Below are 11,911 nucleotides of genomic sequence, written 5' to 3'. Positions count from 1 at the left end.
GTCTCAGTTGATCGGCAGCGCCTTGGCGCCCGCGCCCTTGACCGACTTGGTCAGCGTCCGCCCGGAGACCCACAGGAAGCACTGCACGCCCCGGTCCCCGTCGCGCCACTGCTCCTCGTACGGGTGGTAGATGATGGTCCCGGCCCGGTACTGCATGTTGCCGTCGTTCGGCAGCCCGGCGTACTTGGCGATCAGGCCCCGGCAGGCCTTGTGCGTGCGCAGCGGCGTGCGGTCGAACTCCGCGTAGCTGATGTCCGGCGCCTGGTAGACGCCGACGAACTCGGCGTGGTGCTTGCTGGTGCAGGCCACCGGCCGCATCGACTCCACCTCGTCCTTGCGCAGCTTCGGGTTGAAGCAGCCGAGCGCGAGCTTCGAGCCGGGCTTGAGCGCCCCGCGCAGGCTTCCGGTGCGCTGGGCCACGGCGCCCTCGTCCAGATCGGTCACCTCGGCGACGTCGCAGCGGTACCAGCGGGCCCCGCCGGACCACGCCAGCGCCGACGGGAAGACCACCGCCAGTCGCAGCCGCCCGGAGCGCCAGTCCGCGCCGACGGCGCGGGTGACCTGCCGGCCGCAGTCGGCGTGCGCGGCGCGCATCCCGGCCGATCCGGTGCGCGGCGGCGCGGAACGCTCCGCCTCCGCCCCGGTCATCGTGCCCACGTGCAGTGTCTCGGTGCGGTGCGGGGCGGCGCAGTCGACCGGCTGGTAGCCGCTGAGGTATCCGACGTCGGCGACGGTGGGATGGCAGGCGCCGGACTGCGGCACGAAACCGACGGGCGCGGCGAACGCGGGCCAGTCGTCGGTCAGGTCCCTGTCGACCCCGGCCGGCGCGGCGCAGCCGCCGAGCGCCAGCGCCATCACCGCGCCCACGGTGACCGCCGTCCACCATCGCCGCATCCCGACCGACCTCCCCCGTCGTCCGGAGCCGTCCGGCCGACCGGTACGCCTCGGCGGTGCAGCATACGGCAGTCGCTCAGGTCACCGGGAGTCCCTCGGGCCCGGCTCCGCGCACCGAGCGGTTCAGCTTGCGGTCGTCGCTCCACAGGAAACAGCGCACGCCCCGGTCGCCCTCCTCCCACTCCCGCTCCGACGGCGGGTAGAAGATGGACCCGGCCCGGTACGGCAGCTCGGCGTTGTCCGGCACCTCGGCGAACGCGGCGATCAGCGTCATGCAGCGCCGGTGCGTGGTGGGCGCGCCGCGGGTGAACTCCGCCCAGCTCATGTCGCGTTCCTCGTAGACGCCGACGAACTCCGCCCGGTGCGGTTCGGTGCACAGCACCGGGGCCATGTAGTTGAGGTTCTGGCCGATCAGCTTCGGGTCGAAGCACCTGTGCACCAGCGGGTTGTCGCCGACGAGCGCGCCCCGCAGGCTGCCGACCCGGTTGACCGGGCGGGTGTTGTCGATGCTGTCGGTCTCGGCCAGGTCGCACCGGAACCAGCGGGCGCCGGACGCCCAGGCGGTCACCGTCGGCAGCGCGATGTTCAGCGTGAGCCGGGCGGCGTGCCAGTCCCCGCCGATCATCTCCCGCGCCCGCTGGTCGCACTCGGCGCGCGCGGTCCGCAGCGCCGGCGAGCCCGGTTCCGGGCGTACGCCCTGCGCCTCCGGCCCGGTGAACCGGCCGACGTGCACGGTCTCGGCCAGGTGGCTGCCCGCGCAGTTCACCGTCTCGTACGTGGCGGCGGACACCACGGTGCTCAGCCGGGGCAGGCACGCCTCGGTCGCCGGGACGAACAGTTGCGGCACCGGCAGTGCCGCCCAGTCGTCGATCAGGTCGCCGTCGGCCCGGTGCGCCTGTGCGCATCCCGCGAGCACCACCGTCGCGGCGCCGGCCAGCGCGAGCACGTGGAGCCACCGTCGCATCGTCCGCCCCTTCCGGGAGAGATGACAGCCGGTCGTCATAGGCCCGACCGGCGTCCCCCGCGCCCGGGCGTGCAGCATACGTGACCGTCCCTGTAGGAGTTTCGTCACCTTTCAATCGATCGGCCAGTCACCGGCGACTATTCGTGCCGAATTTCTCGCCGGACGGCCCGATGATGCACCATCGGTCACGGAAGGATCACCAGCTGTCGCTCCGGGAGCCGTGCCGCTACCTCCGGATCACCGCGTTCGTACACTGGCCCGGTGACAGTACCGCCGCCGATCGTCGCGCCCAGCATCCTGGCCGCCGATTTCGCCCGCCTCGCCGACGAGGTCCGTGCCGTGGAGCCCGCCGCCGACTGGCTGCACGTGGACGTCATGGACAACCACTTCGTGCCCAATCTGACCATCGGGCTGCCGGTGGTGCAGAGCCTGCGTGCCGTCACGGAGATCCCCTTCGACGTGCACCTGATGATCGAGGACCCGCGCCGCTGGGCGCCCGGGTACGCCGACGCGGGCGCGTACAACGTCACGTTCCACGCCGAGGCGTGCGACGACCCGGTGGCGCTCGCGAAGGACCTGCGCTCGGCCGGGGCGAAGGCGGGGCTGGCGATCGACCGGGACACTCCGATCGAGCCGTACCTGGAGCTGCTGCCGAGCTTCGACACGCTGCTGATCATGACGATCAAGGCCGGCTTCGGCGGCCAGCGTTTCCTGCCGCAACTGCTGGACAAGGTGCGCGCGGCCCGCCGGCACGTCGACAGCGGGCACCTGGAGCTGCGCATCGAGGTCGACGGCGGCATCGCCGCGGACACCATCGAGCAGGCCGCCGCGGCCGGCGCCGACGCGTTCGTCGCGGGCACCGCCGTCTACGGCGCTGACGATCCCGCGGAGGCGGTACGCCGCCTGCGGGGCCTGGCGGAACGCGCGATGACCGGGGCCTGAGATGGACCCGGCCGGCGAGCGACCCGACGTGATCCTCGTCGTCGACGACGACGAGGACATCGCCCGCTTCGTCGAGTTCAACCTGCGCCTGCACGGCTTCGAGGTGCTGCACGCCGCCGACGGCCAGGAGGCGCTGGAGATCATCGAGCGGCAGCGGCCCGACCTCGCCGTGGTCGACCTGATGATGCCGCGCATCGACGGGCTGGAACTGACCCGGCGGCTGCGCGCCGACCCGATGACCTCGGCCCTGCCGGTGATCATGCTCACCGCCAAGGGGATGACCCAGGACAAGGTCAACGGGCTCAGCGTCGGCGCGGACGACTACCTGGTCAAGCCGTTCGACACGCTGGAACTGGTGGCCCGGGTCAACTCCACGCTGCGGCGCAACAAGGAGTTCCGGGAGGTCTCGCCGCTGACCGGCCTGCCCGGCAACAGCCGGATCCGGCGGGAGATCAGCGACCGGGTGCGCAACGGCGTCGACTACGCCGTCGGCTACATCGACATCGACCGGTTCAAGAGCGTCAACGACCGGTACGGCTTCGTGCGCGGCGACGAGTTCATCTCCGCCCTGGCCCGCAGCCTGCACCGGGCGGTGGTGTCGATCGGGCTGCCACCGGCGTTCCTCGGCCACGTCGGCGGCGACGACTTCGTCATCGTCTGCGCCCCCAACCAGGTCCGGCCGCTGACCAGCCGGGCCGTGGTCGACTTCGAGAAGGCCGCGGACGCGCTCTACGACGCCACCGACCGGGAACGCGGCTTCGTCGAGCTGAAGGACCGGCGCGGGAACATCCGCCGCGCCGCGCTCGTCACGCTCTCCATCGGCGTGTCGCTGTCCGATTCCGGCAAGCGGTTCACCGACCCGCTGGAGGCGATCGCGGTGGCCTCGGAGATGAAGACAGTGGCCAAGAGCCAGCCCGGCTCGTACGTGGCGGTGGACCGCCGTCGCGGCGTCACCTGACCGGCCCTGTGAGGTAGCTCGCCTCTGTGGCGCACGGCCGGGCGGAACGTGTAAGACTTCCCGTGTACCCACCACGCGCTGGCGGGGCTCGGTGAAATTCCGAACCGGCGGTGATCCACGGTCCGACCGTGGTAAGCCCGCGACCCGGACGGCTTCGGCCGGACGGTGGACCTGGTGAGAATCCGGGGCCGACGGTTGGGGTGCGGCTCGTCCGCCCCCAGAAAGTCCGGATGGGAGACAGCGCGCGGAACGGGGGAGGCCCCTGCCGGCCGCTGAGCACCCTCAGCCGCCGCGTGGGCTCCCCGGGGTCGGCACTGCCGTCCCCGGGTTTCCCGCCGCCGCGTGTCCGCGGCCTTCGTGCCGCTGCTCCCGAACCGCCCGCGCGTGACCGGCGAGCGGGAGGACAGGCGGCCATGGCGAGCGTCTCCGTCGACGAGGCGATGCGTCGTGCCATCGAACTGGCCGCGCGCGGCCTCGGCGCCACGAGCCCCAATCCGGTGGTCGGCTGCGTGCTGCTCGGCGCCGACGGCGAGGTCGTCGGCGAGGGCTTCCACGCGTACGCCGGCGGCCCGCACGCGGAGATCGTCGCGCTGGCCCAGGCCGGCACGCGCGCCCGCGGCGGCACCGCTGTGGTCACCCTCGAACCCTGCGACCACACCGGCCGCACCGGCCCCTGCAGCCACGCGCTCATCGCCGCCGGGGTGTCCCGCGTGGTGATCGCCGTCCCCGACCCCAACCCGGTCGCCTCCGGCGGCGCGGCCACGCTGCGCGCCGCCGGGGTCCAGGTCGATCTGGGGGTACGCGGCCAGGAGGCCGAGGCCGGCAACGTGGCCTGGCTCACCTCGATGCGCCGGGGCTGGCCGTACGTGATCTGGAAGTACGCGGCCACGCTCGACGGGCGCTCCGCCGCCGCCGACGGCACCAGCATGTGGATCACCTCCGAGGCGGCCCGGATCGACGTGCACGCGCTGCGCGGCACCGTCGACGCGGTGCTCGCCGGGGTGGGCACCGTCCTCACCGACGACCCCCGCCTCACCGCACGCAACCTGCGCGACGGCACGCTCGCCATCCGGCAGCCGCTGCGGGTGGTGGTGGACAGCTCGGGGCGTACCCCGGCCGACGCCCGGGTCCGCGACGGCGCCGCCCGCACCTGGGTGGCCACCGCCGCGGAGGTCGGCGCCGGCCCGGACGGCCGGGTCGACCTGGCGGCGCTGCTCGCGGAGCTGCACCACCGGGGCGTGCGGGCCGCGCTGCTGGAGGGCGGGCCCACGCTGGCCGGCGCGTTCCTCGCCGCCGGCCTGGTCGACAAGATCGTCGGGTACGTCGCGCCGAAGCTGCTCGGCGCCGGCCCGACCGCGCTGCGCGACGCCGGCGTGACGACCATCGCCGACGCCATCGACCTGGAGATCACCGACGTTACGCGGGTCGGTCCCGACCTGCGGATCACCGCGCTGCCCCGGAAGAGGGAGGCCTGACATGTTCACCGGCATCGTCGAGGAACTGGGCGAGATCGTCCGGAGCACCGAGACCGGGGACGACTCCGCGCTGGTCGCCATCCGCGGCCCGCTCGTCACCTCGGACGCCCGGCACGGCGACTCGATCGCGGTCAACGGCGTCTGCCTCACCGTGGTCGACGTCGACGGCGGTGTCTTCACCGCCGACGTGATGGGCGAGACGCTGCGCCGCACCGCGCTGGGCGCGCTGCGCCCCGGCGACCCGGTCAACCTGGAACGGGCCGCCGCGCTCAACAGCCGCCTCGGCGGGCACCTGGTGCAGGGTCACGTCGACGGCGTCGGTGAGATCGTCGCCCGGGAGCCGGCCGCGCAGTGGGAGACCGTGCGGTTCCGGCTGCCCGCCGGGCTGGCCCGGTACGTCGTGGAGAAGGGCTCGATCACCGTCGACGGCGTGTCCCTGACCGTCGCCGAGGCCGGCGACGACTGGTTCTCGGTCGGTCTGATCCCCACCACGCTCAAACTCACGGTGCTCGGCAGCAAGCAGGTCGGTGACCCGGTCAACCTCGAGGTGGACGTGCTGGCCAAGTACGTCGAGCGGCTGCTCGGCGACCGGAGCGCGGGGGGTGCGCGGTGATGGGCCCGCTCGGCTGGCTGCTCGACGCCCAGGTGCACGTGGCCGGTTCGCCGGTGCTGGTCCGGGAGATCGTCGGCAACGGCTTCGGGCTCGCCTCGGCGCTGCTCGGGCTGCGCCGGGTGGTCTGGGCCTGGCCGGTCGGCATGATCGGCAACGCGCTGCTGCTCACCGTGTTCCTCGGCGGCGTCTTCGTCACCCCGCAGGCGCACGACCTCTACGGCCAGGCCGGCCGGCAGGTCTTCTTCTTCACCGTCAGCGTGTACGGCTGGTGGCGCTGGTCGCGCAACCGGCGCGGCGGTGGCGGGGACCAGCCGGCCGTGGTGCCGCGCTGGGCCACCTGGCCGGAGCGGCTCGGCCTGCTCGTCGCCGCCGTCGTCGGCACCGCCGCCGCGTACCCGGTGCTCGCCGCGCTCGGCTCGTGGGGGCCGCTGCCGGACGCCTGGATCCTGGTCGGCAGCCTGCTCGCCACCTACGGCATGGCCCGCGGCTGGGTCGAGTTCTGGCTGATCTGGATCGCCGTCGACGCGGTCGGCGTACCGCTGCTGCTGCGCGGCGGCTTCTACCCGTCGGCCGCCATGTACCTGGTCTACGGCGCGTTCTGCGCCGCCGGCCTGTACAGCTGGTGGCGCACCTCCCGGGCCGTCGCGACCGCGCCCGCCCCGATCCCGGCGACGTACTCGGAGGCCGTGGCATGAGCACGTTCGGTTCGATCGAGCAGGCGGTGGCGGACATCGCCGCCGGGCGTCCGGTGGTGGTGGTCGACGACGAGGACCGCGAGAACGAGGGCGACCTGATCTTCGCGGCCGAGCTGGCCACCCCGGAGCTGGTCGCGTTCATGGTCCGCTACACCTCCGGCTACATCTGCGTGCCGCTGACCGAGGACGAGTGCGACCGGCTCGACCTCCCGCCGATGCACCACACGAACCAGGACCGGCGGGGCACCGCGTACACGGTGACGGTGGACGCCCGGGAGGGCGTCAGCACCGGCATCTCGGCCGCCGACCGGTCGCACACCATCCGGCTGCTCGCCGACGCCGCCACCGGCCCCACCGACCTGGCCCGGCCCGGTCACGTGGTGCCGCTGCGCGCCCGCGCCGGCGGGGTGCTGCGCCGGCCCGGGCACACCGAGGCGGCGGTGGACCTGACCCGGCTGGCCGGGCTGCGCCCGGCCGGCGTGCTCTGCGAGCTGGTGAACGACGACGGCACCATGATGCGCCTGCCGGACCTGGAGAAGTTCTGCGCCGAGCACGGGCTGACGCTGGTCACCATCGCGGACCTGATCGCCTACCGGCGGCGTACCGAGAAGCAGGTCGAGCTGGCCGCCGAGGCGCGGATGCCCACCCCGTACGGCGTGTTCCGGGCGCTCGGCTACCGCGCCGAGCACGACCCGGCCGAGCACGTCGCGCTGGTCATGGGCGACCTGGGCGACGGGCGGGACGTGCTGGTGCGGGTGCACTCCGAGTGCCTCACCGGCGACGTGTTCGGCTCGCTGCGCTGCGACTGCGGGCCGCAGTTGCAGGCCGCGCTGGCCCGGGTCGCCGCGGAGGGACGCGGTGTGGTCCTCTACGTGCGCGGGCACGAGGGCCGGGGCATCGGCCTGCTGCACAAGCTCCAGGCGTACCAGCTCCAGGACCAGGGCCGCGACACCGTGGACGCGAACCTCGACCTGGGCCTGCCGGCCGACGCCCGCGACTACGGCACCGGCGCGCAGATCCTCTACGACCTGGGCGTGCGGTCGATGCGGCTGCTGACCAACAACCCGGCCAAACGGGCCGGGCTGGAGGGATACGGCCTCACCGTGACCGGGCGGGAGGGGCTGCCCGTGCGGTCCAACCCGGAGAACGTGCGCTACCTGCGCACCAAGCGGGACCGGATGGGTCACCTGCTGGACGGACTGGACGAGGTGACCGAGGCGCCGATGGGCCGCCCGGTCGCCGGTGACGAGATCGGAGCGTAGGGCGATGGCGGGTTTCGGTGAGCCGGGCGTGAGCGCGGTGGACGCCGCCGGGATGACTGTCGGCGTGGTGGCCGCCCGGTGGCACGGCGACCTGACCGACCACATGACCGAGCGGGCCGTGGCCGCCGCGCAGGCGTGCGGGGCGCGGGCCGTGGTGGCCCGGGTGGCGGGCTCGGTGGAGCTGCCGGTGGTGGCCCAGGCGATGGCCCGCCGCTTCGACGTGGTCGTCGCGCTCGGCGTGGTGGTCCGTGGCGCGACGGCGCACTTCGACTACGTGTGCCAGTCGGTCACCGAGGGGCTGACCCGGGTGGCGCTGGACGAGGGCAAGCCGGTGGCGCACGGGGTGCTCACCGTGGACACCATCGAGCAGGCCCGGGACCGGGCCGGGCTGCCCGGCTCGGCCGAGGACAAGGGCTGGTCGGCGACAGTCGCCGCGCTGGACGCCGCGCTGGCCGTGCGCGCCCTCGACGCCCAGTCCGCCCACCGGGTCGGCTTCGCCTGACCCACCCGGCCCGTCACCGGGAGCGGCTGGAAGAATCGCCTTCCGTGAAGACGTTCGAGGAGTTGTTCGCCGAGCTGCAGGCCAAGGCCGCCGCCGGCACCCCGGGCTCGGGCACCGTGGAGGCGCTCGCCAAGGGCGTGCACTTCATCGGCAAGAAGGTCGTCGAGGAGGCGGCCGAGTCGTGGATGGCCGCCGAGCACGAGGGCCCGGAGCGGGCCGCCGAGGAGATCTCCCAGCTGCTCTACCAGGCGCAGGTGCTGATGCTCGCCACCGGCCTGGAACTGAAGGACGTCTACCGACATCTCTGAGTGCCCGTCCGCTGATCATCCGATCGAACGAAGGAGCACTCCCATGCTGCGTGTCGCAGTACCCAACAAGGGCGCCCTGGCCGAGAAGGCCGCCGGGATGCTGCGCGAGGCGGGCTACCGCCAGCGCACCGACCCGAAGGACCTGGTCTGCCGGGACGAGCCCAACGACATCGAGTTCTTCTACCTGCGCCCCAAGGACATCGCCACCTACGTCGGCTCCGGCGACCTGGACGTCGGCATCACCGGCCGCGACCTGCTGATCGACTCCGGCGCGCCGGCCGAGGAGATCCTCGACCTCGACTTCGCGCGGGCCACGTTCCGGTTCGCCGCCCGGCCCGACGACGTGGCCACGGTCCAGCAGCTCGGCGGGCACCGGATCGCCACCGCGTACCCCGGTCTGGTCGAGCGGCACCTGGCCGAGACGGGAGTCAAGGCCGACGTGATCCGCCTGGACGGCGCGGTGGAGAACGCCATCCGCCTCGGCGTGGCCGACGTGATCGCCGACGTGGTGGAGACCGGCGCGACGCTGCGCCAGGCCGGCCTGGTGGTCTTCGGCGAGCCGCTGCTGCGCTCCTCGGCGGTGCTGGTCCGCCGCGCCGGCGCGCCCGGCGGCCCCCAGCAGGAGCAGTTGCTGCGCCGCCTGCACGGCGTGCTCGTCGCCCGCCGGTACGTGATGCTCGCCTACGACGTACCGGCCGGCCTGCTGGACCGGGCCAGCTCGCTGACCCCCGGCATCGAGTCGCCGACCGTCTCGCCGCTGCACCGGGAGGGCTGGGTCGCGGTGCAGGCGATGGTGCTCCGCGACGACGTGCACCGGATCATGGACGAGCTGTACGAGCTCGGCGCCCGCGCGATCCTGGTCACCAACATCCACGCCTGCCGGCTGTGAGGCCGCTGCCGCTTCCGGCCGCGCTCGCCGTGGTCGTGGCCGGTGGCGTGGCCTCGGCCGCCCAGGGCGCGGTCAACGCCGAGATGGGGGAGCGGACCGGCGCCCCGGTCCTCGGCGCGGTCGTCAACAACCTCGGCGGCTGCCTGCTGGTGCTGGCCGGAGTCGTGGCGCTGCCGTCGATGCGTGCCGGGCTGGCCGGGCTGCGCCGCTCCGGGCTGCCCTGGTGGGCGTACCTGGGCGGGGTGGGCGGCGCGGTGATCGTGCTGGTCGCGCCGGTGGTGGTGCCGGTGCTCGGGGTGGCGGTGTTCACGATCGCCCAGGTGGCCGGCGGCAGCCTCGGCGGCCTGGCGGTGGACCGGGCCGGGCTGGCCGCGACCGGGCGGATGCCGCTCACAGTGCCCCGGGTCGGCGGTGCGGTGCTCGGCGTCGGCGCTGTCGCGCTCGCGCAGCTCGGCCGCCCGGTCGGTGACCTGGCGGTCGGGCTGGTGCTGCTCTGCGTCCTGGGCGGGCTGGCGGTGGCGACGCAGTCCGCGCTCAACGGCCGCGTCGCCGCCACCGTGGGCCCGGCCGCCGGGCTCGCCGTCAACTTCGCGGTCAGCACCGTGGTGATCGGCGCGGTGGCGGCGCTGACCGGCGCGCTCGCGAGCCAGCCCCGCTGGCCCGGCCAGTGGTGGCTCTACGTCGGCGGCCTGCTCGGCGTCGGCATCGTGCTCTCGCTGCTGGTCGGGGTACGCGCCGCCGGGGTGCTGCGCACCGGCCTGGCGCTGGTGGCCGGGCAGCTCGGCGGCGCGCTGCTGCTGGACCTGGTCCTGCCCGGTGGGCCCGGTGTCCGGCTGCCGGTGCTGGCCGGCGCCCTGCTCACGCTGCTCGCCGTGGTGGTCACCGGGCTGGGCCGGCGCGGCCCGGACCGTGTGGCGGCCGAAGGCGCGCGCGAACCGGATGGCAGACTGGTCGGGTGAGCGATTCCGTGGTGACCGTGCGACCCCGCCGCATCCGGGTCGTCTGCTGGGTGTCGGCCGTCACGCTGGTCGTGGTGTTCAGCCTCGTCGCGACGTCGCTTACCGGCGCCACCGGCAACGGCTACGGCACGTTCCAGCGCGGCGACCAGTTCGCCATGATCGGCCTGGGCGTCTTCGGCGCGCTCGGCTTCCTGCTGTTCACCCGCCCGCGCGTGATCGCCGACGCCAAGGGCGTCCGGGTGCGCAACGTGATCAGCTCGTACGAGCTGCCCTGGGAGGTGATCCGGGGGGTCCGGTTCGACCGGGGCGCCCCGTGGGCCAGCCTGGAGCTGCACGACGACGACCTGCTGCCGATGGTCGCGTTGCAGGCCGCCGACAAGGAGAGCGCGGTCGAGGCGGTCCGCGCGTTGCGCCGCCTGCACCAGGCGCACCTGGCGGCGCTGTCCGCCGGCCAGTCGGCACCCCGCTGACCAGGGAGCCCGGTTTGGGCGGGCCTGGGCCGAGGGTGTAGTGTTGCGGAGTCGACCAGACTGCCCCCGTCCCTGACGCGCGGGCGGTCGTGAAGCGGAGCGCCCGCTCCCACCCGAGTCGCCGCCACGGTGGCCGGGTCCGGTCCCCGGTTTCGGGCATGTCCCGACGCCGGATGCGCGATCCTGTGATCGTGCCGACCGGTCGAGTGGGCCCTGGCATACGCCGGGGCCTTCTGCTTTCCGGGTCGGCTCCCACCCGGGAGCCCACGGAGTCGGCACCGTAGGAGACTCGACTCGAGGAGGCCCCATCAGCGTCGAACCACGCGTGAACGAGCAGATCCGGGCACGTGAGGTCCGACTGGTCGGTCCTGAGGGTGAGCAGGTGGGCATCGTCCCGCTGGAGCGCGCCCTGCAGCTGGCCGCGGACGTCGACCTGGACCTGGTCGAGGTTGCGCCGATGGCGCGCCCGCCGGTGTGCAAGCTCATGGACTTCGGCAAGTTCAAGTACGAGAGCGCACTCAAGGCGCGCGAAGCGCGGCGTAACCAGCAGCAGACCGTCATCAAGGAGATGAAGCTCCGGCCGAAGATCGACCCGCACGACTACGAGACCAAGAAGGGTCACGTGGTGCGGTTCCTCAAGGCCGGCGACAAGGTCAAGGTGACGATCATGTTCCGCGGTCGGGAGCAGAGCCGCCCGGAGCTGGGTTACCGGCTCCTGCGCCGGCTCGAGTCCGAGATCACGGACCTTGGATACGTCGAGGCCGCGCCGAAGCAGGACGGCCGAAACATGATCATGGTTCTCGCTCCGCACCGGGCCGTCAAGGCCTCCGCGGTCGCCGCCACGGCGTCCCGCGGTGGACCGCGTGACCGGGCAGCGGAGGAACCGGCCGCTCCGGCCGGCGAGACCCCGGCGGCCGGCGAGACCGCAGCAGCCGGTGAGACCGGCACGACCGCTGAGACCAGCGGCCAGTAACAGGGGA

General features: G+C 73.6%; 14 protein-coding genes and 1 riboswitch. Of the genes, 12 read left to right on the top strand and 2 right to left on the bottom strand.

The window, feature by feature from the left end; all coding sequences use genetic code 11:
- Positions 1-3: 3 nt before the first annotated feature.
- Complete coding sequence (locus O7604_RS27930) at positions 4-894, bottom strand: septum formation family protein (RefSeq protein ID WP_281578313.1); 891 nt, start codon at positions 892-894, stop codon at positions 4-6.
- Between the two features lie 76 nt (positions 895-970).
- Positions 971-1,858 carry a septum formation family protein gene (locus O7604_RS27925; RefSeq protein WP_281578312.1) on the bottom strand — a complete coding sequence of 296 codons (888 nt, stop codon included), beginning with the start codon at positions 1,856-1,858 and terminating at the stop codon, positions 971-973.
- Positions 1,859-2,119: 261 nt separating this feature from the next.
- Between O7604_RS27925 and rpe the strand changes: the two genes are divergently transcribed.
- From rpe to infC, 12 genes are all read left to right on the top strand, one after another.
- Entirely contained in the window at positions 2,120-2,800 is a 681-nt protein-coding gene (rpe, locus tag O7604_RS27920; protein WP_174534484.1) for a ribulose-phosphate 3-epimerase, read from the top strand.
- Between the two features lies 1 nt (position 2,801).
- The gene (locus O7604_RS27915; protein ID WP_269700461.1) at positions 2,802-3,758 is read left to right on the top strand and encodes a response regulator; all 957 of its coding nucleotides are present in this window, start codon (positions 2,802-2,804) and stop codon (positions 3,756-3,758) included.
- Positions 3,759-3,831: 73 nt separating this feature from the next.
- Positions 3,832-4,004: riboswitch (FMN riboswitch) on the top strand.
- A gap of 167 nt (positions 4,005-4,171) precedes the next feature.
- Entirely contained in the window at positions 4,172-5,233 is a 1,062-nt protein-coding gene (gene ribD, locus O7604_RS27910) for a bifunctional diaminohydroxyphosphoribosylaminopyrimidine deaminase/5-amino-6-(5-phosphoribosylamino)uracil reductase RibD (protein ID WP_269700460.1), read from the top strand.
- Position 5,234: 1 nt separating this feature from the next.
- Complete coding sequence (locus O7604_RS27905) at positions 5,235-5,846, top strand: riboflavin synthase (RefSeq protein ID WP_281578311.1); 612 nt, start codon at positions 5,235-5,237, stop codon at positions 5,844-5,846.
- The gene (pnuC, locus tag O7604_RS27900; RefSeq protein WP_281578310.1) at positions 5,846-6,541 is read left to right on the top strand and encodes a nicotinamide riboside transporter PnuC; all 696 of its coding nucleotides are present in this window, start codon (positions 5,846-5,848) and stop codon (positions 6,539-6,541) included. The genes O7604_RS27905 and pnuC overlap by 1 nt, the downstream gene beginning before the upstream one ends.
- A complete protein-coding gene (locus O7604_RS27895; RefSeq protein WP_216933127.1) occupies positions 6,538-7,803 on the top strand; it encodes a bifunctional 3,4-dihydroxy-2-butanone-4-phosphate synthase/GTP cyclohydrolase II in 1,266 nt (421 codons plus the stop codon). Before pnuC ends, O7604_RS27895 begins: the two co-directional genes overlap by 4 nt.
- 4 nt (positions 7,804-7,807) lie before the next feature.
- Positions 7,808-8,305 carry a 6,7-dimethyl-8-ribityllumazine synthase gene (ribH, locus tag O7604_RS27890; protein ID WP_269700455.1) on the top strand — a complete coding sequence of 166 codons (498 nt, stop codon included), beginning with the start codon at positions 7,808-7,810 and terminating at the stop codon, positions 8,303-8,305.
- 26 nt (positions 8,306-8,331) lie between these two features.
- The gene (locus O7604_RS27885; RefSeq protein ID WP_198039659.1) at positions 8,332-8,613 is read left to right on the top strand and encodes a phosphoribosyl-ATP diphosphatase; all 282 of its coding nucleotides are present in this window, start codon (positions 8,332-8,334) and stop codon (positions 8,611-8,613) included.
- Positions 8,614-8,656: 43 nt separating this feature from the next.
- Entirely contained in the window at positions 8,657-9,502 is an 846-nt protein-coding gene (gene hisG, locus O7604_RS27880; protein WP_281578309.1) for an ATP phosphoribosyltransferase, read from the top strand.
- Positions 9,499-10,461: a DMT family transporter gene (locus O7604_RS27875; protein ID WP_269700452.1), complete on the top strand. Its 963-nt coding sequence runs from the start codon at positions 9,499-9,501 to the stop codon at positions 10,459-10,461. Before hisG ends, O7604_RS27875 begins: the two co-directional genes overlap by 4 nt.
- Positions 10,458-10,931: a PH domain-containing protein gene (locus O7604_RS27870; protein WP_269700450.1), complete on the top strand. Its 474-nt coding sequence runs from the start codon at positions 10,458-10,460 to the stop codon at positions 10,929-10,931. Before O7604_RS27875 ends, O7604_RS27870 begins: the two co-directional genes overlap by 4 nt.
- A 325-nt stretch (positions 10,932-11,256) precedes the next feature.
- The gene (infC, locus tag O7604_RS27865; protein WP_013285540.1) at positions 11,257-11,904 is read left to right on the top strand and encodes a translation initiation factor IF-3; all 648 of its coding nucleotides are present in this window, start codon (positions 11,257-11,259) and stop codon (positions 11,902-11,904) included.
- Positions 11,905-11,911 lie beyond the last annotated feature (7 nt).

Source organism: Micromonospora sp. WMMA1947 (assembly GCF_027497355.1).
Taxonomy (GTDB): Bacteria; Actinomycetota; Actinomycetes; order Mycobacteriales; family Micromonosporaceae; genus Micromonospora.
Note: the sequence above shows the minus strand (reverse complement) of the source record. Positions and strands in the feature narration are given on the sequence as shown.